This window comes from Bacteroides sp. MSSM.1001136sp1_RTP21357st2_D2_RTP21359_211015 (genome assembly GCF_040913205.1).
Classification (GTDB): domain Bacteria; phylum Bacteroidota; class Bacteroidia; order Bacteroidales; family Bacteroidaceae; genus Bacteroides; species Bacteroides ovatus.
On the sequence record NZ_JBDFVF010000039.1, the window covers coordinates 1 to 23817 of the forward strand.

Genomic DNA, 23817 nt, shown 5'->3' on the forward strand with positions numbered 1-23817 from the left:
ACTTTTAATAGGATTAAGAAAGAAGAAGACAGTTGAAATAAAAAAGAGATTACCACCAAATTTGACGAAGAACCAGATTTGGCAATTTTATTTCTCATATTCTCATGAATATAAGTCAACCTGTTGAAACATAATGTAATAGAGTATGAGAAATACTTTTAAAAGTTGGCATTTCTCATACTTTTCCTGTGCTCTATCCCTAAAAACAGGCATTTCTCATACTCATTCTTGTTATTTCTCATAGCAGTTGTATAACAATCTACTGCTATTTTACGCCTGAATCATTAATAGAAAAGTTATTCTTCATTAAGGGTAAACTTGTTTTGGGTTAATAGTAAACTTGTTTTTCACCTATTATAAACTATAAATGCAAGCTTTGATTATATAATTGCAAGTTTCATTTTTATAAATGCAACCTTTGATTATAAAAACGAAGCTTGCATTTATAGTTTATGATTAGTCAAAAATAACTTTATATATAAGGGTTTGCAAGTTTGCTATTAGTCGATAGCAACTTTACTGTTAATACTTTCCGGACGGACAAGTAATAGTTAGTGTGTGATGATAAGGAGAGACTGTTAGGTGCGATAGATTAATAAAAGTAACAATGGCAGATAGTCTTTCAGTTCATTGCGCAAAAGTTCCATTGTCTTTTGCTTGTAACGGTTGATAGATTTCACACTGAGATTCATCTCTTCTGCAATTTCTACATGTGTTTTGCCTTCAAAGAAGCTTTTCATAAATACTGTACGGTAGTTCTCCGGAAGTTTGTCCAATGTTTCATACAACATTCTGTACAGTTCGTCAAGAGTATATACACTATCCGGTTCCGTTTCATAGACTGGAGTTTTCTTCTGTATGTTTTCCACATAGCTCCATTCATATTCCTGATGTTTCAGGAAATTCAGGCAACTGTTTTTCACGCACATCTTGATATATCCCAATGCCGTGTCCGATTGTAGGTCGAAAGAATCGGTATCCATCTTGTCCCATAATGAAGCGAATACATCTGAAACGATATCCTGTCGTGTATCCAAATCGTCAATGAATCTTTTTGCATACAGGCAGAAAGGGGCGTAATACTCCTCATAAAGTTGCTTGAAAGTCCGGTCTTTAGTCTGTGTAGAAAAAGAAATTTTCATTATTTTGGGATTCTGTGTTTTTTCATTTCGATGCAAATATATAATAAGATAGTCGGTTAAACCTAATTTCCTGTTCTTTTTTTGGTTTTCAGTTGATATTATCGCCTCATTTTAACTGGATTCGGGAAAAATAAAAAAAAGTTTGATTTCTCTGTCCTTTTTGGGAATCCTGTTTGTATTATTAATGTTGTTGAACTTAAAATAATAGCCTATGGAATATATATTTCAATTGAATTACACTACGAACCTTAATTAACAATCTTCTTCTTTTGTTTTTAGATTCATAGTCCGGGGTCTCGCAAACGCTGACAGGAATCAAAAGTGAGTTTATCATTAGTATGAATGTGGATAAGTGAGGATAATTCACCGCCTTAGTGAAACAAGAGGAGTTTGTTGGTAACATTGAATCATTTAGTAATAAATTTATTAATCAACAAAAATTGAAAAACATGAAACGATTGAGTTTTTTATTGATGGCTGTAGTTTGTGTTATATTCTTTTCGTGTGGAGAAGACGAAGACAAGCAGGTTCATTCAATTACTGCATTTGCCGGTTATGGTGGTGCCATTGCAACAGCTGATAAGGAAATTGCCGTAGCGGGAGAAGCTATCACTGTTACGGCTACTCCTGCTGAAGGCTTTTTATTTAAAGAATGGAAAATAAGAGTCGGTAATACTGTAATTGAGAATGTGCAGGCAAATCCTTCCACATTCACTATGCCTATGGAGGATGTAGTAATTGTAGCTACATTTATGATAAGAAATGATGTGCTTGAAAGAATAACCGACCCTGCATTGAAAGCTTATTGTCAATCCAGAATGGATACAGAACAGGAAATAGACGGAGTTACTTATCCGAAGTGGGACACGAATGGTAACGGTGTACTTTCCCCTGATGAAGCGTCAGCAGTAAAAGCTATTGATATTACCGGTGGGGTGAATGGAGTCAAAATAAAAAGTGTGAATGAATTAACTGAATTTACAGGATTGGAAGTGTTGAAAATTAGTGGAAATGAATTGACTACATTAAATGTCGTATGGTCCCAGCTTGCTAAACTTGATTGCAGTCATAATGAATTGACTGATTTATCTGTGGGGGGAAGTGGAAAACTGAAAGAATTGTACTGTAACAACAATCATTTGTCTTCATTGAAATTAAAGACTATGGTATATGAGAATGGTTATATGCTCCATTGCGGCAATCAAGTGACAGAAGAGGGAGAAGTTCAGATTCTTGAAGCCATAATGACTGATGAACAAATTTCTTTTTGGGAAAGTAACTTGAAGAATCTTAGTGAAAATGCAAATGTGGATACTAAAACGATGCCTGCTGCGGATGTTCATTTGACATTGACTAAGGCCGTTAAATACCAATTTGGCAATTTGATGTTAATATTAAGAGATGATAACGGTAATAGCGTACAGGTAACCTTGAAATCGACTGAATTGAAGCCGGGAGAATATTCAAAAGACCAGATGAGTAGCGCCTATGTGACAATATCGGGTGGTGGAAGTTATCGGAATTTAGATTCTGACGACCCTGGTTCATTTACTGTAAAATATGATGAGGGTACTGGAATATACACTATTGAGGGTGTATTGATTTTACAGCCAAATGTATCATATCCTTCTGTAAATGTAGTGAGATTTGAATATGTCGGAGCGATATAATTTGTAACAACAATGAAACGGAAAACATCCGCAGTTTTTTCTATGTGCGACAAAAAAGATCCAGCGGATGTTTTTTCTCAAGTTTGTGAACAATTATTGGTTTTTGTGTCCCTTTTCAATGAGTCGGTTGTATTATTTATGTAGTTGCAATTATAAAAAGGAAATATGGATAATAAAGAACTGGAGGCATCATTCCGCAAGGCGAAAGCTTTGGGTGATGATATTAGAGAAATGGAGTCGATTGATGCATTAACTGCTTATCGACAGTCTCAAATGAAGATTAGAGGACTGAAAAGGACGAGACTGCACAATCAACTGATACGTTGTGCTGCATTTCTGGCCATACCGTTGCTATTGGCTTCATTGATTTTGGGATATTTATATTTTGCAGAATCGGAAGAAGAAATAAGATACGCAGAAGTTACTTCTACCATGGGAACGGTGGTGCGTTATGAACTTCCGGATCATTCTGTTGTCTGGCTCAATTCAGGTAGTAAGTTGCGTTATCCTACTGTTTTCAAAAAAGACAACCGCAATGTGGAACTGACTGGTGAGGCTTATTTTCAAGTGGAGGCAGAACCGGAGCGTCCGTTTTATGTGAATACGCCGAATGGATTGAGCGTATATGTGTATGGTACCCAATTTAACGTGACAGCTTATGAGGACGATAACTACATAGAAACTGTATTGGAGAAAGGAAAAGTCAATGTAGTGACTCCCGGACAGGAGACGATTACACTGATTCCCGGCGAACAATTGGTTTATGACAAACAAACCCGCCAGGTGCAGAAAAATCAAGTGGATGTTTATGGGAAGGTGGCTTGGAAGGATGGAAAGTTGATATTCCGAAATGCTTCGTTGGAAGAAATTATCAAGCGTCTGGAACGCCATTTCAATGTAGATATTGAATTCAATAATCATTTGGGAAAGGAGTATAGCTATCGGGCCACTTTCAGAACGGAAACATTGACGCAGATATTAGATTATTTAGCTAAGTCGGCAAACCTGAAATGGAAGATTTTGACTCCCGAACAACGGGAAGATGATACATTTACAAAGACGAAAATAATAGTAGATTTATATTAGTAATCATCTGAAAAAACAAATAGCCTATGATATAACACATATTGATAATCAAAAAAGGGAGGAGGGCCGCTACCAACGGCTGTCTTCTCCCAAATCTAAGATTCACGGTACAGGGTCTCGCAAACGCTAACCGGAATCAACACCTTAGTTCATTTAGTAATAAACTTTAGTCAGCTACAAATGTATGAAAAAAAATCATTCATTTATTGCATTATGCTTTAAATATGCTTTAAATCTAAAACTTCCTTTAGTTATGAGGATTAGTCTAACATTACTTTTTGCAGTCGTGTTGCAACTTTCTGCAGCAAATGGCTATGCCCAACGTATACGGGGAGTCATTTCGATGAATAATGTATCTATTGAACAGGTACTGAATAAGATAGAGGAAAGTTCGGATTATGTGTTCCTTTATAATGATAAGGCGATTCAGAAGAACCGCATTGTTTCAGTGAATAATAATTCCGGCAAGATACAGGACATTCTGGATGAAATATTCTGGGGTACTTCTATATCTTATACGGTGGTGGATAAACAGATTATTCTTTCCGCAAAACCTTTCGTGCAAAAAACAATGGAAGATGCGACTATTCCCGTAAAAGGTATAGTAAAGGATGTGAATGGCGAACCTCTTATTGGAGTAAATGTAAAAGTAAAAGGTTCAAATATCGGTACAATTACAGATATGGATGGTAATTTTACGATTAGGACGAAGAAAGGGGATGTCCTTGAATTTTCTTATGTAGGATACACGGTTCAAAATGTAACAATTACGGGAAATGCGACTTTGAATATTGTACTTCAAGAAGACAATGCAGTGCTTGATGAAGTCGTTGTCACTGCATTGGGGATCAAGCGTTCGGACAAGGCATTGAGTTATAATGTACAGAAATTGGGAGATGCACAGTTTATGTCTGTCAAAGAAGCTAGTGTTCCGAATGCGTTGAACGGTAAGGTGGCAGGTGTCACAATTAGCCAGGGAGCTTCCGGTATCGGCGGTTCCACAAAGGTGGTGATGCGTGGTAGCAAGTCTGTAAATGCAGAAGGAAACAATAATGCATTGTATGTGTTGGACGGTATACCGCTTCCCGACCTTTTCCCGCGGAGAGGGGCTACCTCTAATGCGCAGTATGGCGGAGTGGACGAAGGTGACGGTATCTCCAATATCAATATGGAGGATATTGCGGAAGTGACTGTGTTGACAGGACCTTCGGCAGCTGCTCTCTATGGTGGTCAGGCTGCGAATGGAGTAATCATGTTGACCTCCAAACAAGGAGGACTGAAAGACGGAAAGCCTCGTATTTCATTCTCCCATTATTCCGATTTCTACCAACCACTTCTCTTGCCGAAGTTGCAAAATACGTACGGAAGCCGGACGGATGAATTTTCCAGTTGGGGACCGAAGCTGGAGACTCCTGCGAATTATGATCCGGCAGATTTCTTTGACACAGGCATGAGTTTCTCCAACAGCATCGGGGCACAGTTGGGAACGGAGAATCATAAATCCTATATTTCTCTTTCTTCTTATAATGCCCGTGGGGTAGTCCATAACAACAATCTCGACCGCTACAACGTTTCCTATAATGGTACATATACCATTACGGACAAACTTTCTTTGGGAGCTACTTTTATGTATACGAACAAGAAAGCACAGAATATGCTTTCGCAGGGTGACTATTATAATCCGATTGTACCGATCTATCTGTTTCCTCGCGGTGATAATATAGATAAGTATAAATCTTACGAGCGTTATAGTGCGGACAGAGGATTCCCGGTTCAGTTTTGGCCTTATGGCGACCAAAAGAGAAGTATTCAGAATCCGTATTGGATTACGCACCGCAATTTCAACATTAACCATAACGAGCGTTTCATTATTGGAGGAAGCTTGAAATATACGTTCAATGAATGGTTTAACATCAGTGCTCGTTTCCGTACGGACCGCGATAACAAGAAGAATGAAATCAAGAATTATGCTTCTACATTGTTGTTGCTGGCTTCCAGTTCGGATAAAGGTTCATATTTGTTGGCAACGGAAAAGAATATCCAGGATTATGGGGATGTGATTGCTAATTTCCAGAAAACGATATCAGACTGGGGATTTGTAGTCAATGCGGGTGCCAGCTTTAAGAATGCGTCATTCGATTATACGGCCAATTCTAACAAACTGGAATTCGGAGCACCTCTTGCCAGTGTAGCCAATAAGTTTACATTGAACAACCTGACTCCGGAACCCCAATATCAGGAAGGTAAAACGATGAAGTCGCAAGCTGTGTTCTTCAGTGCTTCTGTGGATTGGAAAAGAAAAATATTCCTTGATGTAACCGGACGTAACGAATGGACTTCATTGTTAGCCAATACCAAAAACAAGAGTTTCTTCTACCCGTCGGTAGGTATGTCTTTTGTGTTGACAGAGTTCTTCAAAGTTCCGGAGAAAATATTGACGTTCTCCAAGCTTCGCCTGTCGTATGCCAAGGTAGGAAATGTACCGATGTCACTTGCAGGAATCACGATTCCGTCTTATCCGATTAGTCCGGGTGGTGGTGTAAGCATCAATCCTGACCTACCTATCGATAACTTGAAATTTGAAAAGACACAATCGTTTGAAATTGGTCTGAATGCTCGCTTCTTGAATAACAAGTTGGGATTAGACATAACGTATTATAATGCTAACACTTACGACCAGTTGTTCAAATTCAGAGCACCAGAAAGTAGCGGTTATGCCAACTTCTATGTGAATGCCGGCAAAGTAAACAATAAAGGTCTTGAGGCTTCCATTGATGCCGACCTGACGTTTGGAGAGTTTAATTATTCGCCTAAACTGACCGTTACATACAATAAAAATAAGATTGTGGAATTGGTAAGAAATATTCCTAATCCGTTCACTGGAGCCAATATGGATGTTTCGCATTTTGACATGGGTGGTCTTTCTTATTCATTCCGGAACTATATTGATGAAGGCGGTTCTATCGGTGATATATATGTCAATTCGGTGAAGAAAGACGGAAATGGATATGTATATGTGAATCCAAATACTTTGAGTATGATGGTGGACAATGAAAACCTGATTTATGCGGGAAATACCAATCCGGATTGTTCTTTGGGATTTAACAATACGTTCAGTTATAAAGGGTTTACTCTTTCTTTCTTGATTGACGCCCGGATTGGCGGAAAAGTGGTTTCTGCCACACAAGCTGTGTTGGATTCTTTCGGTGTATCCGAACAGAGTGCAAAGGCACGTGACAATGGTGGTGTGCTTGTAAACGGAGTGCTGATGGATGCGGAAACTTACTATACTCAAATGGGAGCAGGTACAGGTGTATTGTCCAATTATGTATATGATGCTACCAATATACGCTTGAGAGAAGCTTCACTTTCTTATCGTTTCAAACCATTGTTCAAGAACTTTGTGAAGGATTTGACTCTGTCCGTGACTGGACGTAATTTGTTTATGATTTATAATAAGGCTCCTTTCGACCCGCAACTGACCTCTTCGGTGGGTACTTTCTATCAAGGTATCGATTACTTCCTGATGCCGAGCTTGAGAAGCTTCGGTGTGAGTCTTAAATTTACATTATAACTAAATTAACAAACAGATGAAAATGATACTAAATAATAGATATTTCGGCAAAAGTCTGCTTCTGGTTTCTGCTTGTTCTTTGTGGATGTTGGGAGCTTGTACGGGAGATTTCATGGAGACAAATACCGATCCCAATGCCGTAACGGAAGAAGAGTTAGGGTATGATAACCTGGGTACGGGATCAATGATAACGCAGATGCAGTATCAGATGTATCCATGTATTACAAAAGATCAGAATATAGATGTCAATAACTATCAGAAAATGTTCAGCCTTGCCGGAGATATCTTTTCCGGACATCAGGGAGCTTCCAACATGTTTGATAGTAACGGAAGGAATAATACGACGTATGACATGTATCCTGACTGGTGTGCGGCTGCTTATACTGTGGCTTATCAGAATTATATGACTCCTTGGTATACTCTTTACACCAAGAGGAATATCAATCCTTCCACATTTGCGGTGGGACAGATTCTGAAAGTATTCGGTATGCACCGTATCACGGATATGTATGGTCCGGTCCCTTATAAGGATTTCGCACCAGCTTCTAATGTTCCGTTCACTTCACAACAAGTCATTTATGAACAGTTCTTTAGTGAACTGGATGAAGCAATCGGGATATTGAAAGAATTTATCAAAGATAATCCCGGTGCCAAACCATTGGTGAGTTATGATAAGATTTATGGTGGTGATTTTGAAAAGTGGGTAAAGTTTGCCAATTCTTTAAAGTTGCGTCTGGCTCTTCGTATCGTTTATGTAAACGAAACGATGGCCCAGCAGAAAGCTGAAGAGGCAATAAGAGACGGTGTATTTATTGATAATGAGGATAATGCCATGTTAAAAGTGGATGGTTCTGCAACAGTCAATCCTTTGTATATGATTTGTTATACTTATAACGACAGTCGTTTGGGAGCAACCATGGAGGGCTATTTAAAAGGGTATGAGGATCCTCGTCTGGATATTTGGTTTGCCAAATCGGAAGTTTCAGGATTTAAAGAATATAACGGAATCAGATGTGGTAGTATGTTCAATGGAAATGACTATAAGGTATTTTCTAATCTGAATGTCTCTTCAAGTACGCCTATCCAGTTTATGAATGCTGCGGAAGTCTATTTTCTGCGTGCGGAAGCTGCTTTGCGTGGATGGAATGCGGGAGGCGATGCAGAAACATTGTATGAAAATGGAATTGCAACTGCTTTCTCCCAACCTCTGGGGGCTACTCAAGCAAAAGCGGGAGACGCGAGTGCATACATAAAACGGACTACTTTGCCGAAAGGTTATGTTGATCCGAAGAACTCCAGTTATAGTGACAGTAGTACGGGACAAGTGTCAGTGAATTGGGCGGATGCCACTGGCTTTGATGAAAAGTTGGAGAAAATCATTACTCAAAAGTGGATTGCTCTGTTCCCTGACGGACAAGAAGCATGGAGCGAATTCAGAAGAACGGGATGTCCGAGAGTGATTCGGGTAGCTACAAACAATAGTGGTGGGCGTATTGATTCTAAAAAACAAGTGGCTAGATTACCTTATCCTACCAACTTGTCGAAAGATTATCCCGATTTGTATCAAGAAGCCGTGAATAATTCTGAATTGCTCGGTGGTGCAGATAATGGTGGAACGAAACTTTGGTGGGATAAAAGAAATGATAAACCTTATCAGAATTAAAAATATAGTGTATAATCTTAATAGTTTTATATGGATATGAAAAACGATCGGATAATAAAATTTCTGTGTTGTCTGTTTATGGTGACCCAGATTATCGGATGCAGCGATTGGATAGAAGCTGAACCGACTATTTTGCCGGAAATGAAATATAAGGAATTGACGCCGGAAGAAGAGGCTGCGTTGATTGCCTACAAAAATTCGAAACATAAGATTTTCTTTGCATGGATGAACTATAGTCCTGCTACTTCTTCCATGCAGACCCGGTTAAGAGGTATCCCGGACAGTCTTGATATTGTCTCATTCTTTACGGGATATGTGAATAATAAGCAGAATCGGGAAGATGTGAAGTTTCTTCAAGAGCACAGAGGTACCAAAGTATTGTTGACAATGTGGCCAGATAAATATTTTGCTACGACTGGAGAAGGAAGAGAGGACTTGGATTCGATGATAGTATACGCTGAAAATCTAGTTGATTCTATTTATACATGGGGATTGGACGGGTTTGATTTGGATTACGAACCTAGTTTCGGTGGGGATAGCTATACCACGGAAATGATGCGTACTTTTATTGATGTGATGAGCAAATACCTGGGGCCTAAGTGTGATGAACAATTTAAGGTGAATGGCAAACATAAATTGTTGGTTGTTGACGGACAGTGGAATGACGCTGAATATGCAGATCGTTTTGATTATTTTATAGGTCAGGCATATAATGCCAGTTCCGAATCTTCATTGAATGGAAGATGTCAGAATGGATATCAAGACTATGGAAAGGGATTTCCAAATGAAAAGCGAATCTTTTGCGAATGGGTGAGCCAGGTTGGCAATGCGTTTGGACAAGGTGGAGTGAGATACCGGTATAATAATGAATACATCCCCAGTTTATGGGGAATGGCGCATTATGCTGCGGAAAGTCCGAATAATGTAGCGGGTTGTGGCGCTTATGTATTACAGTTCGGATATGCTGAAGGAAACCATTTGAATTTGCCGGTACCACCTAATAATTACTATTATGCACGTCAGGCGATTCAGATTATGAATCCTGCTGGTAAAACAGTGGAAGATGAATCTGAAGGAGGAGAGGATGAAGTCGAAGAATAACAATTATAAAGTTATAAAGAAATGAAGAATTTATTCACAAAAAATATATGGGCTGTTGCTTGCCTTTCATGTCTTGTGTTTATAGGAACGTCCTGCAATGAAAGCATAGATGTGGAAGCGGTGTATATCACTGCTGCTGAAAAGACTCCTATAACGACTTTCTCTGCAACGAACAATAACGATGAACTGGGAATAACAATTTCCAGTTCGTTGGTTGCAAATTCAAATATAGAAGGTGAATTGATGATTGACAATTCGTTGGTGGAACGTTATAATAGTGATCATGGGGAATCTTACAAGACATTACCGGAAGGTGCTTGTGTGTTGTCAAGTAGTTCCGTATTGATAGAAAGTGGAAAATATCGTTCTGAAGCGGTAAAATTGGTGGTAAAGGATATCGATGCCATACAGAAAGGCGTTAATTTTTTGTTACCTGTAAAGTTGGTTAGTAAAAATAAAGATTATCCTGGTTTGCCGGGAAGTGATGTTTTATATGTCATAGTCAACAGGAAGTTACTTGTGAATGTTCCTAAACTGAATGGACAGAATTATTTTAAGATAAACTTTAAGGATAATGATGTCAGCAGATTCCAGAATATGAGCGCATTTACTATCGAAACAAGAGTAAGTTTATGGGAGTTCCCTAAATACTATGGTGGTAATCTAATGAGTATTATAGGTTTTCCTGTTGGAGAGAATGCAGAGAAAGGTACATGGATTTTTGTAGATGGAACTCCTGACCGTGTGGGAGGTGAAGGTGATGTGCCTGTCTTTATGTTTGCAACGAAAGGGTGGTCAGTGTATGCTGGTAAGTTGGGATATACGCTCGAAAAGAATGCTTGGTATCATGTAGCCGGAGTATTTGAAAATAATACCCTGTCTTTGTACATTGATGGAATTTTGTTTGTACAAGCGGAATATGCAAATCCGATTTCATTGTCAGATAAGTTCTACATCGGAGCTGCGCCAGGAGTGCAAAACGGTTTCTATTTGAAAGGCTCTGTGAGCGAAGCACGTTTTTGGACAAGGGCATTGACTGCTTCCGAGTTGAAGAATCCGCTTCACCGTTGTTTTGTAGAAGTGGACAGTGAAGGACTGGAAGGATACTGGAAACTGGATGACATGAGTGACGAGTGTAAGGATTATACCGGGCACGGTCATACTGCTGTAAAACAAGGAACTGGCGATATAGAATGGATGACTGAGGTACCTTGTCCTTGATTCTTCTAGTTTATTTGTAAGTTTGAATAGAAATAAGAAGGAGATGTGATTATTTTGACACATCTCCTTTTTTTAACCTAAACCTTTTATCTTAATTACTTGCTATTATAAGCCACCAACATCCAAACCAACTTTTCCTGTTCTTTCAGATAATCGCTCATCATCGAAACGGTTACTTCGTCTCCGGCTTGAGAAGCGATAGATAAGATCTTACGTTCTTCACCAATCAGATAGCTGATAGACTGAAGGATATTATTCAATGCTTCGTCTCCGTTGCTTACCTTATCCACTTCATTCACATTTGCTACTTTTAGATAATCGCTGAATTTATTGGCAGGAGTACCACCCAGCATCAAGATACGTTCTGCGATTTCATCCACCTTTTCAGCCGTGTCATCATACATCTTTTCGAATTGACTGTGGAGTACAAAGAAATTATGTCCCTTGATATTCCAGTGGAAACCGCGAAGATTGGTGTAATACACTTGGAAGTCTGCTAATAGTTGTTGCAAAGATGCTACTACGTTGTTTGCTCCCGATTCGTTCAATTTGATAAATTCTAAAGTTTTCATATTCTTCTATTTTTAATGATTTATACTTGTTCTCTTTTTTTCTGTACTGCAAAGATAAGGCGTAAAATGCTTGCTGTCAAACTGAAAATTTCTATCTTTGCATAGATGAAATCTATAACTTAATAAGATTTGATAGATGACGATACAACAATTAGAGTATATACTGGCTGTAGACCAGTTCAGGCATTTCGCACGGGCAGCTGAATATTGTCGTGTGACGCAGCCTACTTTGAGTGCAATGATTCAGAAACTGGAAGATGAACTGGGAGTAAAGTTGTTCGATAGGACAGTACAGCCCGTTTGTCCGACAGCCATCGGACAGAAAGTGATAGACCAGGCTCGCGTGATTCTGGCGCAGGCAGCTCAAGTGAAAGAAATAATCAGTGAAGATAAACAGTCATTGTCAGGCGTATTCCGCTTGGGAGTATTGCCCACTATCGCTCCCTATCTGCTTCCTCGCTTTTTTCCTCAACTAATGGAAAAATATCCCGAACTGGATATTCGTGTCACGGAAATGAAGACACAGGATATTCAGCAGGCTTTGCATGCCGGAGATTTGGATGCGGGAATTATTGCCAGCAAACTGGAAGATACGTTCTTGACAGAAGAAACTCTTTTCTATGAGCAATTTTACGCTTATGTGTCACGAAAAGAATCCTCTTTCAAGCATGATATGATCCGTACTTCTGATATAACAGGCGAACATCTTTGGCTTTTGGACGAAGGACACTGCTTTCGCGATCAACTCGTCCGTTTCTGTCAGATGGAGGCTGTGAAGGTTAATCAGATGGCCTATCGTTTGGGAAGTATGGAAACCTTTATGCGAATGGTAGAAAGTGGAAAAGGAATCACTTTTATTCCCGAATTGGCAGTGATGCAATTGACGGAAGAACAGCGGCAGTTGGTACGTCCGTTTGCCATTCCCCGACCTACACGGCAAGTGGTACTGGTAACAAATAAAGATTTTATTCGCCACAGTCTCTTATGCGTCCTGAAAGAGGAAATAAAGGCGGCGGTTCCCAAGGAAATGCTTTCTTTACAGTCCATACAATGTTTGTTATAGCACATTAGGGAATCCCTTTTTCCATCGAGAACAATCTCTTTCTGTAAAAAATGTAGCAAAGTTGCGTTATAATAATACGGATATGTTTTGATTTCTAGTCTGAATTGCTTATTTTTGGAAAGTAAACAAAAACAATATTAATTACTATGAAAAAGTACATTGCAGAAATGATTGGAACGATGGTGCTCGTTCTTATGGGATGTGGTAGCGCCGTCTTTGCTGGTGGTTTGGCTGATACAGTAGGTGCTGGTGTGGGAACAATCGGCGTAGCTTTAGCCTTTGGTTTATCCGTAGTAGCGATGGCGTATGCTATCGGAGGTATTTCGGGATGTCACATTAATCCTGCTATTACATTAGGAGTGTTTTTGACTGGTCGTATGAATGGAAAAGATGCAGGTATGTATATGATTTTCCAGGTAATCGGAGCTATTATCGGTTCGGCTATTCTTTTTGCTTTAGTTTCTACCGGTGCTCATGACGGGCCTACAGCGACAGGTTCGAATGGTTTTGGTGATGGAGAAATGTTGCAGGCATTTATTGCGGAAGCAGTATTTACTTTCATATTTGTATTGGTAGTGCTCGGCTCTACCGATCCGAAGAAGGGAGCAGGCAATCTGGCAGGACTTGCCATCGGTTTGACTCTTGTATTGGTACATATTGTATGTATTCCTATCACAGGGACTTCTGTAAACCCGGCACGTAGTATTGCTCCGGCATTATTCCAAGGAGGAGAAGCATTGTCGCAGTTGTGGCTGTTCATCATTGCTCCATTTGTAGGAGCTGCATTGAGTGCAGTTGTTTGGAATTATCTGGGAGATAAGAAATAACTCTTTTAGAAGAAAGAATATAAAGAAGAAAGTAAAAGGGCGGCAGTTTCACAACTACCGCCCTCTTTTGCGTAATTAATATATTATATTAAAAAAGAGTGTGTTTCGCATGTTCACATTAGATTAGTCGTCTAAGTCTAAGGAAATTTCACTTCATAAGTTTTCGGCCCGCCATAAATGGTGTTGACACGAATTCTTAGTCCCTTTTTCCCCTCCATCCGGTCTTTAATCTTATCCAGTTTGAAAGACACATATCCTTCACCCAAACGTTGAGGATCATCTCCTTCACTGTTATGACGGAATTCCAGATTGATATATTCGTCCTCCGCATTGCCTTCGTCAGCAGTGGGAGCAGTCTCTTCTTTGTCATTAATCACCAGATTCAGGAAATGTTTTTTATCTTCACTATGTGTTCCGTAATATTGGAATTCAATCGTCAGATATTTATTATCCTTATTGATCCACATATAAGTCGTGTTGATCTTATCATCTCCGATTTTCTCTTCGTCGTTGTCATCTTCACCCATTGTGACGATGTCTTTGGTTAAGATTGGATTGATACCTTTCACCTGAATATTTAGGTCGTATCCATTCACAGGCTCTTCCAGCTCGTTGAATATCACAAAAGCTCTTTGTCCCTCCACCCAATCTTCATTGTTCCATCCTTGTGAGTTGCTGGGATACATCTTTTTCCCGTCATCCAAAGTGAAATAAAATTCCTTGCTATCCTGGCTAATCATATTGATGGTGCTGATAGCCAGAAGATCGGACGAATTATCATCGTCGTCCAAGCATGACTGGAGAATCGGCATGGTAGTCATAATAGCAAAGATAAAGGCAATGAATTTAAATTTCTTCATATACTTACTAGGTTTTAGATTTTATAATATTTATGTTTTCTGTAGTGAAAATGCAAGAGGATAGAAAATATTGCATTCGGATCTGTTAAAGAAACAAAAGTGATAAAAGAGTTGTTCTCTCTATGCAGTATTTCTATCTTTGCTGCATTTATAAGGTAAACACGTGTATAAGAGAATGGAAGAAATAGAGTTGTCGGAACAATGTAGGCTGGGTAATAACCGGGCCCGCAAGGAACTGTATGAACAGTATGCGGGGCGTATGCTTGGCATCTGTCTACGCTATACCGGCGACCGGGATACAGCCCAGGATCTGCTTCACGACGGTTTTTTAAAGATATTCGATTCGTTCGATAAGTTCACCTGGAGGGGTGAAGGCTCTTTGCGAGCCTGGATGGAACGGGTGATGGTCAACACAGCTTTACAGTATCTTCGGAAAAATGATGTGATTAATCAGTCGACACCTTTGGAAGAGTTGCCCGAAGAATATGAAGAGCCGGATGCTTCCGATGTAGAAGCGATACCACAAAATGTGTTGATGCAGTTTATTGAAGAATTACCCGCCGGCTATCGTACTGTGTTTAATCTTTATACATTTGAAGACAAATCGCATAAAGAAATCGCACAGGTATTAGGTATCAATGAAAAATCTTCAGCTTCGCAACTGTTTCGTGCGAAGAGTGTATTAGCAAAAAGAGTAAAAGAATGGATAATGCATAATGGATAGATAGAGATGGAAGAGAAAGAATTGTGGATGAATAAGTTGAAGGAGAAGCTTGCGGATTATTCCGAACCGGCGCCTGCTTCCGGTTGGGAACAACTGGAGAAAGAACTTATGCCTCCTGTGGAGAAGAAAATATATCCTTATCGAAAATGGATGATGGCTGCTGCAGCTATTATAATATTAGCTGTCGTTTCGTCAGTAAGTCTGTATTTTCTAGGGACACCCGCTGCGGATGAAATACGTCATATACAAACTCCGGCATTGGCTTCCACGCCCGATGCATTGCCGGGTGTGCAACAACCGGATATGCAGGGAACTGCTGTGGAACCTGTCTTACGGCCGGTAACTCGCGAAGATCGTTTGGCGAAAGTCGACAGGAATCATACGGAGCAGAAAACAGGTGTAGATCCATTAGGGATCGGTAATGAAAATAAACTTTCAACAGGAAATGGAGAAGACTCTTTGAGTGAGGAAGATAAGAATGTAAAAGGAAATGGAGAAACTGAAAATGTAAAAGATGAACCGAAGCAGGCAGAAAATACAGATGTCAGTCAGGGACAGTCACAGGATACAGAGCGATCGAATAACAGACCGCGTCGTCCTTCCGGTAAAGACAAACTTCATATTCCGACAGAAAAAAGATCTTCTCAAAAGGGAACATGGTCAATGGGACTTTCGGTAGGAAATTCAGGAGGTGCTTCAACAGAAGTAGGTGCCGGATCTCATGCTTATATGTCACGTGTGAGTATGCTTTCAGTTTCCAACGGTCTGATGGAGACGATTCCTAATGACCAAACATTGGTTTTCGAAGATGGAGTACCTTACCTGCGTCAGGCAAAACAGGTGGTTGACATTAAACATCATCAGCCTATTTCTTTCGGATTGTCCGTTCGTAAAGGTTTAGCTAAAGGATTCTCTCTTGAGACAGGACTGATTTATACGCTGCTTTCTTCGGATGCAAAACTGGCAGGTGAAGAACAACAGATAGAGCAGAAACTGCATTATATCGGTATTCCGTTGCGTGCCAACTGGAACTTCCTGGATAAGAAACTCGTCACTCTTTATGTTTCCGGTGGAGGTATGGTTGAGAAATGTGTTTATGGAAAGCTAGGATCTGAAAAAGAAACAGTGAAGCCTTTGCAGTTCTCGGTATCCGGTGGTGTAGGTGCGCAGATCAATGCAACGAAACGTTTGGGTATTTACGTGGAACCGGGTGTTGCTTATTATTTCAATGATGGCTCCGATATACAGACTATACGTAAAGAGAATCCGTTTAACTTCAACATACAAGCAGGTGTTCGTCTGACTTATTAGTACGAACTACCTCACTAAATATAGTAACGCCATCCGGTTCGGATACCGTCACTATCCTGATTGGATAGCGTCATTATCCTGACCGGATGGCGTTACTATTTGCTATTTACTATCTTTTTCTTCAGAAAAGTCGGATAATTGAGAAAATATTAATAATATTGTCACCTGTTTATGACCTATGGCTGCATACCTTTGTTGCAAAATTCTAAGATATGGTAGATTCTACAGATGAAAAACATTTATTAATCGACTTAAAAGGCGGTTCCTTTCAGGCATTCGAAAGATTGTATAATATGTATAGTGGCAAACTGTACAATTTCATTATGCGACTCTCTTCCGGCAATCAATATATGGCCGAAGAAGTGGTACAAGCCACTTTCATTCGTATATGGGAAGTGCATGAAAAAGTAGACCCGGCTTCCTCGTTTATCTCTTTTCTCTGTACGATTGCCAAAAACTTATTGATGAATATGTATCAGCGTCAGACCGTAGAGTATGTTTACAATGAATATCTCATGAAAAGTAGCGTAGACCGTGATTCACAGACAGAAGAGAATATTGATCTGCGCTTTTTGAATGAGTATATCGATTCTCTTGCCGAAGAACTGCCTGCGCAACGGAAGAAAATATTCATTTTGAGCAAAAGGCAGAATTACACAAATAAAGAAATAGCCGAAATCATGGGAATTTCCGAAAGTACGGTTGCTACCCAATTATCTTTGGCTGTGAAATTTATGCGTGAACAGTTGATGAAGCATTATGATAAGGTAATTACCCTTTTGTTGGCCTTTTTTGTTAATGAAATGTAATAGTAATACTTGTTTTTGGATGGGAAGTAGGATGAAAATGTATACTTGTAAATAAGTGGAAAGATGGATAAGACACATTATAAAGAGCTAATTGAAAAATATTTCGAAGAAACGATCACGGATGTCGAGATAAAAGAACTGTCAGACTGGATAAAGAATGACCGTCAGTTGCATGACTGGTGGGAACAAGAGTTTGAGAGATCGGATTCCTCCATGAACCCAGTGTTGCGTGATAAACTTTTTGCCCGGATCAAAGAAGAGACTTTGGGCAAGGAAGTGCGCCCCCTCCGTATCATCCCTTGGAAATGGGTTGCTGCCATTTTATTACCTGTCTGTGTCGCTTTCTTCACTTACTATCTTTTAGATTCTTCTCCAACGGCAGAAACACCCTTTATTGTGAAAGCGGGCAAAGGAGATAAAGCAACCATCGAATTGCCGGACGGAACAAATGTTGTTCTCAATTCAGCTTCCCAATTAAGTTACCTGAATAACTTCGGAGAAAATGTGCGTCGTGTGCAACTGAATGGTGAAGCCTATTTTAAAGTAGCCCATGATGAGAAACACGCCTTCATTGTGCAAATCGGTGATTTGGAAGTGAAAGTGCTCGGTACTTCTTTTAATGTATCTGCCTATGAAGATGCCAAAGACGTGACAGTCGTTCTTTTGGAAGGAAAAGTAGGGGTCTATGCGCAGAAAATATCGCATATCATGAAGCCCGGCGACAAAATAGAATATAATAAAGCCACTCATAAGATAACAGCCACTCAAGTGCATCCGACTGACTATATTGAGTGGACGAAAGGAAATATGTACTTTGAGAAAGAATCTTTGGAAAATATCATGAAAACTCTTTCACGTATTTATGACGTAGAGATTCGTTTCGACTCCAATAAACTACCTAATGAATATTTCACCGGAACCATTCCGGGAGGCGGCATACAGAATGCGCTGAATATTCTGATGCTAACTTCACCTTTCTATTATGAAATGGACGGTTCGGTGATAGTTTTGAAAGAGAAATTGTAGAAAAAATAATGAATAGAGCCATTCCGAAGCCCACTACTTAGGAATGGCTTTTTTGTTCTCTGAATTGAATAAGTTAACGAGAGTTAAAGTCTGATAGGCGATTGGACGAGTGAGTATAGTAGTCTGTATACCTATCAAACAACTTAAAAGTTTTGATATATGAAGCACAAAACAACCTTTGAAAAACTCCCTCAAACAAACGTGGGGAGAAGTAAGAACTGGAAAACACTGCGGGCTATTTGTCTGCTTTTGTTTTTAAGCGTCTCTTTTACCGTTTATTCTCAAATAACGGTGAATGTGAAAGACATCTCTTTGAGAGCCTCTTTAAAGAAAATCGAGCAAGTAAGCAATTACAAATTCTTCTACAATGAGAGCCTTCCGGAGTTAAACCAAAAAGTTTCGTTAAATGTGAAAGATGCAACGATTGAACAAACCATGCAACAACTTTTGGGTAAAATGGAGTTAACCTACAAGAAAGAGCAAGAGAATGTCATTGTATTGATTCGTAAATCACAAGAAAAGCAGCGTAATATAAAGGTTTCGGGAACCGTAGTTGATTCGCATGGAGAGCCTATTATCGGTGCTAGTGTTGTGGTCAAGGGTACATCTAATGGAACAATAACCGATTTAGATGGTAATTTTTCCATCAATGATGTCTCTGAAACATCTCAACTAACAGTTTCCTACATCGGATATAAACCCGTTCAACTTCGTGCTACCGATAAAAATATGGCGAAAGTTGTTCTGCAGGAAGATAGTAAGATGATTGAAGAAGTCGTAGTCGTTGGCTATACTCCTATGCGTAAGAGTGATTTTACAGGTTCTTTGGCAAGTGTTAAGGCTAGTGAATTATCTCTTTCAGCAGCAACTGCCGGACAAGCTTTAGTAGGTAAAGTCGCTGGTGTACAGGTGATGCAGACAAGTGGTGCGCCGGGAGAAGGAGTGAAGATTAAAGTTCGTGGAACGAACTCTCTTTCAGCTAGTACAACACCTCTCTATGTGATTGATGGATATCCGGCTTCAGAAGATGTATATATCAATCCCGAGGATATCGAAACTATTGACGTATTGAAAGACGCAGCTTCGGCAGCCATTTATGGTTCTCGCGGTGCCAGTGGCGTGGTACTTATCACCACAAAGAGGGGGAATTCAGGAAAAGCCCGTATTGATTATGACTATCAGTTTAGTATGCAACAAGTAGAGCGTAAGATTAAGTTGCTGGATGCCTATCAATACAGGGATTTGGTGATTGAAGCCCGTAATAATTCTTATCGTGATAAAGCAGAAGCTGCTGGAAAATCATGGAACCCATTGGATGATAATGCAATAAGAGCTTCAAAAGGTTTTAACTTGAATGAAGTGGGCATTTCTGATTTGTTTTTTGATTTCACAACCGGAAAACCGGTCGATCCTACTTACAATACAGATTGGCAGGACGCCATCTATGGGAATGCTCCGATGCATCGTCATAATCTATCTGTTACAGGAGGACAGGATTTCTTGAAATATCGTTTTAGTTTGGGTTATCTGGATCAGGATGGAATTATAGCTCCTTCCGGACATAAGCGTTTGAATGTTCGTGCCAATGTAGATGCAGAAGTCACGAAACGCTTGAAAGTTGGAGTAAACTTTTCTTTTGTTGATGTTTCGGAACGACAGGTTCAAGCAGACGGTCGTTATATAAATGATGGTGTCGTACAAAGTGCTCTATTAATGTTTCCTCAATTCCCTGTATATAATTCGGATGGAACTTATGCAGTCGGAAATCAGATTGCGATGAAAGCTGATGGCTATCAGATGGTCGAGAATCCCGTGGCACTTGCTCATGAAATTGATATCCGCAACAAGTCAAGCCGAATGAATTTCAATGCTAATATCACTTATGATATATTGAAACAGCTTCAGTTTAAAGCCAATTTGGGAACTCAATATTATACTTCCCGTTATAATTACTATCGTCCGCGTACTGTAGGACAAGATGGTGATATGCCCAATTCGGATGCTGTTCAGGCACGTGTGAAAGCTCGTGACATAACAAATCGTGATATTGACCGTTTGGGAGAGTTTACGTTAAATTATAATGGTGAATTCGGGAAACATCGCCTGAATGCTTTAGTGGGCTACACCTTACAGAAAAAAACTTATGACCGCGTAGCCGTTGAAGCAACAGGTTTTCCCGACGACCGTATTCATGAAGTGACAGCGCATGGTCCGAATGCTTCCGATATAGGCTTGTATAGCAGCGATACCCGAAAGGCTGCATGGACAATGATGTCTTATCTGGCACGTGTAAACTATTCATTCGATAATCGCTATGTAGTGACGGGTACAGTAAGAACTGACGGATCTTCACGTTTTGGAAAAGAAAACCGTTGGGGTTGGTTTCCTTCTATTTCTTTAGGTTGGACTATATCGAATGAAAAGTTTTATCAGGATTTGTTAGGTAATAATTCATCCTTAAAACTTCGTGCCAGTTGGGGATTGAGTGGAAACAACAATATTGGTAACTACGAGCATACAGCTACTATGTCTCAAGGTGGTTACGTATATGGTAATACTGTCGAAACAGCCTATTGGCAAGGAACTTTCAAAGATGCGGCTATCGGATGGGAAAAAACATCCCAATACAATGTAGGGTTTGATTTGGGATTATTCAATGGTCGTGTCAACTTGATAGGTAACTATTATAATAGTCTTTCGTATGATTTGTTGTACGACCAGCCTATATCATCCATATCGGGCTCTTCCAGTGTAAAAACAAACTTGAAAAATGCAAAAGTACGTAATAGCGGAGTTGATTTCCAAATAGACGGGCGTATTTTGACAGGAGATTTTAAATGGAATGTAAGTGCTAATATATCAGTAAATCGAAATAAAGTTGTCGATTTGGGTGGTATTAATGATTTGTATTTAGTTAGTGAGCGCAATGTGGTAAGCCATGTGACCCGTTCCGGGCTTCCTATCGGCTCTTTCTATGGCTACATTGCTGATGGTATTATTTCCGAGAAGGATTACACCAATATAATGATTGATAAAAGCAATCTGGTTAATGGCAAATTTCCTGACGGATATCAGTTGATAGGACCGGCAGTTCCTAATTATAATAACATACATCCGGGAGATGTGAAATGGCGGGATGTTGATAAGAATGGTTTGATTACAGAAAACGACCGTGAAATTCTAGGCAATGCTTACCCGGATTTTACATACGGTATCAGTACCGATTTCTCTTATAAGAACTTTGATTTGAGAGCGACATTTACCGGTTCTCAAGGAGCTGAAGTAATAAACTTCCAGAAATATTATCTGTACAATATGGAAGGCTCCGGCAATCAGTTGGCATCTGTTTTGAACCGTTGGCATTCTGACGAAAATCCGGGTTCCGGCGGAGTGTTTCGTGCAGCGCGTAGTTCCACTCCTAATACCAGTCAGCGGCTTAGTTCTTATATGGTGGATGATGCTTCCTATTTCCGTTGTGCAAATATCACATTGGGGTATAATTTTCCGGTGAAGTGGATGCAGAAAGTGAGCGTTCAGGCGTTGAGGCTATATGTCAGTGTTGACAATTTATTCACATTGACCGATTATGAAGGATATAATCCTGAAGTGGATTATAAAGGTAATAACCTGTTACCCGGTTTTGATTGGGGGGTTTATCCTTTGGCACGTACTTATAGTATAGGAGCAAAAATAACTTTTTAAATAAATAAAGAATCAGATTATGAAAAAATACATAGTATTTATCGCAGTAAGTTCGCTATTGTTTTGCAGTAGTTGTACGAGTTTTCTGGAAGAAACCAATCCAAATAAGATTCCGGCCAGTACTTTCTATCAGACCGAAGATGATATTGCAATGGCTGCGAATGGTGCGTATGCAGCTTTGAGAGGAAACGGGTATTATAAGAATATGTATTTATACACAGATGTTCGTTCGGAAAACACCACGTTGCAGGATCCGGGAGCAGGAAATGGGGTTAATTATCAATTTTATAACTATACATTGACAACAGATAATGCACAAGTGAAAACTCATTGGGCAGATTTGTATAAATGCGTGACAAGAGCTAATATAATATTGGATCAGATAGATGATATTCCTTTTAAGGATGAAGTTGTGAAAAACCAGAAAAAGGCGGAAATGTATTTCTTGCGTGGATTGACTTATTTTCATCTTGTAATGCAGTTTGGAGATGTCCCTATCGTAACCAAAGAACTAAAGACGAAAGATGAAATTCAGAAATATACTGCCCGCCAGCCAAAGAGCGAAGTCTATAATTTGATTATTTCCGATTTGACACAGGTTATTAATAGTGAATTGCCGGATATTCAAACGGGTAATGGGGTAGGCCGTGCTTCAAAAGCTGCTGCGTATGCTTTATTGGGCAAAGTTTACTTGACAATGGCTGCTGATTCTGATTTTCAGTCGGAAAGAACTTCAAATCTGCAATCTGCGAAAACAAATTTAGTTGCAGCATGGAACATGAAACCTTTTACAAGCCTGAAAGATATCCCTTATGCTGATGTTTTTGATAAGGAAGCTCAAACATTCTGTCAAGAGAATATTTTTCAGGTGATGTATAAAGGAGGCAACTCCAGTTTAGCCTCAAATTACGCCTATATATTTCAACCCACTTCCCAGACGGGGCTTACTTCGCAGAAAACGGGGACGGGGAATAATATACCGACGTCTGATATGATGAGTGCCTATGAATCGGGAGATACGCGTAAGGCTATCTCGTGCGGTACGTCACAGAACGTTAATTATGTGAAGAAGTACACAGATCTCGATGACATAAATGGCTATGGGGCGAATAACTGGATTGTGCTTCGTTATGCCGATGTCGCATTAATGTTGGCAGAAGTGAAAATGCATTTGAGCGAGAATGATGCGGTAAGCTATTTGAACATGGTACGCGAACGTGCTGGTCTGGATGATTATTCCGGCAGTAGTTTGCGCGATGCGATCCTTCGTGAGAGAAGAGTCGAGTTTGCTTTTGAAGGACAGTATTGGTATGATTTGTTACGTCTTTATTCTCGTCAGGAACTGTTGGAGCACATGAAAGCGAAGAATCCAAATTTCTCTGCGAAAGATTTTTTGTTGCCTATCCCGTATGATGAACATAAACTGGATCCGACAAGAATGTATCAAAATGAAGGATATAACTAAA

At 39.7% G+C, this 23817-nt stretch carries 17 protein-coding genes; 14 read left to right on the top strand and 3 right to left on the bottom strand.

Annotated elements, in window-relative coordinates; genetic code table 11:
- Positions 1–578 precede the first annotated feature (578 nt).
- A complete protein-coding gene (locus tag AB5217_RS20710; RefSeq protein ID WP_032845134.1) occupies positions 579–1142 on the bottom strand; it encodes an RNA polymerase sigma-70 factor in 564 nt (187 codons plus the stop codon).
- A gap of 449 nt (positions 1143–1591) precedes the next feature.
- On the opposite strand from AB5217_RS20710, the gene AB5217_RS20715 reads away from it, so the two are divergent.
- The 6 genes from AB5217_RS20715 to AB5217_RS20740 all read left to right on the top strand — a co-directional run bounded on the left by AB5217_RS20715 (position 1592) and on the right by AB5217_RS20740 (position 11457).
- Positions 1592–2812: an InlB B-repeat-containing protein gene (locus AB5217_RS20715; protein ID WP_229115841.1), complete on the top strand. Its 1221-nt coding sequence runs from the start codon at positions 1592–1594 to the stop codon at positions 2810–2812.
- Positions 2813–2977: 165 nt separating this feature from the next.
- Entirely contained in the window at positions 2978–3898 is a 921-nt protein-coding gene (locus AB5217_RS20720; protein ID WP_032845132.1) for a FecR family protein, read from the top strand.
- 253 nt (positions 3899–4151) lie between these two features.
- Positions 4152–7472 (top strand): SusC/RagA family TonB-linked outer membrane protein, encoded by a 3321-nt coding sequence (locus tag AB5217_RS20725; RefSeq protein WP_042994504.1) that lies wholly within the window; start codon positions 4152–4154, stop codon positions 7470–7472.
- Positions 7473–7494: 22 nt separating this feature from the next.
- Entirely contained in the window at positions 7495–9135 is a 1641-nt protein-coding gene (locus tag AB5217_RS20730; protein ID WP_032845136.1) for a SusD/RagB family nutrient-binding outer membrane lipoprotein, read from the top strand.
- Positions 9136–9165: 30 nt separating this feature from the next.
- Positions 9166–10236, top strand: coding sequence for a glycoside hydrolase family 18 (locus tag AB5217_RS20735; RefSeq protein ID WP_032845130.1), 1071 nt, complete (start codon positions 9166–9168; stop codon positions 10234–10236).
- 21 nt (positions 10237–10257) lie between these two features.
- The gene (locus tag AB5217_RS20740) at positions 10258–11457 is read left to right on the top strand and encodes a DUF1735 and LamG domain-containing protein (protein ID WP_032845129.1); all 1200 of its coding nucleotides are present in this window, start codon (positions 10258–10260) and stop codon (positions 11455–11457) included.
- Between the two features lie 95 nt (positions 11458–11552).
- Here AB5217_RS20740 and AB5217_RS20745 read toward each other — a convergent pair whose 3' ends face one another.
- On the bottom strand, positions 11553–12029 hold the full coding sequence (locus tag AB5217_RS20745; RefSeq protein ID WP_004305814.1) for a Dps family protein: 477 nt from the start codon (positions 12027–12029) through the stop codon (positions 11553–11555).
- Positions 12030–12165: 136 nt separating this feature from the next.
- Between AB5217_RS20745 and AB5217_RS20750 the strand changes: the two genes are divergently transcribed.
- Positions 12166–13092, top strand: coding sequence for a hydrogen peroxide-inducible genes activator (locus AB5217_RS20750; protein ID WP_009000812.1), 927 nt, complete (start codon positions 12166–12168; stop codon positions 13090–13092).
- A 146-nt stretch (positions 13093–13238) separates the two neighbouring features.
- Complete coding sequence (locus AB5217_RS20755; protein WP_004302280.1) at positions 13239–13919, top strand: MIP family channel protein; 681 nt, start codon at positions 13239–13241, stop codon at positions 13917–13919.
- A gap of 137 nt (positions 13920–14056) precedes the next feature.
- Here the strand turns inward: AB5217_RS20755 and AB5217_RS20760 are convergent, their stop codons facing one another.
- The gene (locus AB5217_RS20760; protein WP_004325420.1) at positions 14057–14779 is read right to left on the bottom strand and encodes a NigD-like protein; all 723 of its coding nucleotides are present in this window, start codon (positions 14777–14779) and stop codon (positions 14057–14059) included.
- Between the two features lie 175 nt (positions 14780–14954).
- On the opposite strand from AB5217_RS20760, the gene AB5217_RS20765 reads away from it, so the two are divergent.
- The 6 genes from AB5217_RS20765 to AB5217_RS20790 all read left to right on the top strand — a co-directional run bounded on the left by AB5217_RS20765 (position 14955) and on the right by AB5217_RS20790 (position 23816).
- Positions 14955–15503, top strand: coding sequence for an RNA polymerase sigma factor (locus tag AB5217_RS20765; protein ID WP_004305819.1), 549 nt, complete (start codon positions 14955–14957; stop codon positions 15501–15503).
- 6 nt (positions 15504–15509) lie between these two features.
- A complete protein-coding gene (locus AB5217_RS20770; protein ID WP_032845128.1) occupies positions 15510–16814 on the top strand; it encodes an outer membrane beta-barrel protein in 1305 nt (434 codons plus the stop codon).
- A 212-nt stretch (positions 16815–17026) separates the two neighbouring features.
- On the top strand, positions 17027–17623 hold the full coding sequence (locus AB5217_RS20775; RefSeq protein ID WP_004302285.1) for an RNA polymerase sigma-70 factor: 597 nt from the start codon (positions 17027–17029) through the stop codon (positions 17621–17623).
- Positions 17624–17686: 63 nt separating this feature from the next.
- Positions 17687–18649 carry a FecR family protein gene (locus AB5217_RS20780; protein WP_032845127.1) on the top strand — a complete coding sequence of 321 codons (963 nt, stop codon included), beginning with the start codon at positions 17687–17689 and terminating at the stop codon, positions 18647–18649.
- A 159-nt stretch (positions 18650–18808) separates the two neighbouring features.
- Positions 18809–22351: a TonB-dependent receptor gene (locus AB5217_RS20785; protein ID WP_080706936.1), complete on the top strand. Its 3543-nt coding sequence runs from the start codon at positions 18809–18811 to the stop codon at positions 22349–22351.
- Between the two features lie 19 nt (positions 22352–22370).
- Positions 22371–23816: a RagB/SusD family nutrient uptake outer membrane protein gene (locus AB5217_RS20790; protein WP_004302289.1), complete on the top strand. Its 1446-nt coding sequence runs from the start codon at positions 22371–22373 to the stop codon at positions 23814–23816.
- The last annotated feature ends 1 nt before the right edge of the window (position 23817 follow it).

Coding starts and splice junctions, on each gene's coding strand:
- AB5217_RS20760 (WP_004325420.1), bottom strand. CDS start 14,779: ATGAAGAAATTTAAATTCATTGCCTTTATCTTTGCTATTATGACTACC.
- AB5217_RS20755 (WP_004302280.1), top strand. CDS start 13,239: ATGAAAAAGTACATTGCAGAAATGATTGGAACGATGGTGCTCGTTCTT.
- AB5217_RS20720 (WP_032845132.1), top strand. CDS start 2,978: ATGGATAATAAAGAACTGGAGGCATCATTCCGCAAGGCGAAAGCTTTG.
- AB5217_RS20790 (WP_004302289.1), top strand. CDS start 22,371: ATGAAAAAATACATAGTATTTATCGCAGTAAGTTCGCTATTGTTTTGC.
- AB5217_RS20785 (WP_080706936.1), top strand. CDS start 18,809: ATGAAGCACAAAACAACCTTTGAAAAACTCCCTCAAACAAACGTGGGG.
- AB5217_RS20730 (WP_032845136.1), top strand. CDS start 7,495: ATGATACTAAATAATAGATATTTCGGCAAAAGTCTGCTTCTGGTTTCT.
- AB5217_RS20765 (WP_004305819.1), top strand. CDS start 14,955: ATGGAAGAAATAGAGTTGTCGGAACAATGTAGGCTGGGTAATAACCGG.
- AB5217_RS20740 (WP_032845129.1), top strand. CDS start 10,258: ATGAAGAATTTATTCACAAAAAATATATGGGCTGTTGCTTGCCTTTCA.
- AB5217_RS20780 (WP_032845127.1), top strand. CDS start 17,687: ATGGATAAGACACATTATAAAGAGCTAATTGAAAAATATTTCGAAGAA.
- AB5217_RS20725 (WP_042994504.1), top strand. CDS start 4,152: ATGAGGATTAGTCTAACATTACTTTTTGCAGTCGTGTTGCAACTTTCT.
- AB5217_RS20715 (WP_229115841.1), top strand. CDS start 1,592: ATGAAACGATTGAGTTTTTTATTGATGGCTGTAGTTTGTGTTATATTC.
- AB5217_RS20770 (WP_032845128.1), top strand. CDS start 15,510: ATGGAAGAGAAAGAATTGTGGATGAATAAGTTGAAGGAGAAGCTTGCG.
- AB5217_RS20750 (WP_009000812.1), top strand. CDS start 12,166: ATGACGATACAACAATTAGAGTATATACTGGCTGTAGACCAGTTCAGG.
- AB5217_RS20745 (WP_004305814.1), bottom strand. CDS start 12,029: ATGAAAACTTTAGAATTTATCAAATTGAACGAATCGGGAGCAAACAAC.
- AB5217_RS20710 (WP_032845134.1), bottom strand. CDS start 1,142: ATGAAAATTTCTTTTTCTACACAGACTAAAGACCGGACTTTCAAGCAA.
- AB5217_RS20735 (WP_032845130.1), top strand. CDS start 9,166: ATGGATATGAAAAACGATCGGATAATAAAATTTCTGTGTTGTCTGTTT.
- AB5217_RS20775 (WP_004302285.1), top strand. CDS start 17,027: ATGGTAGATTCTACAGATGAAAAACATTTATTAATCGACTTAAAAGGC.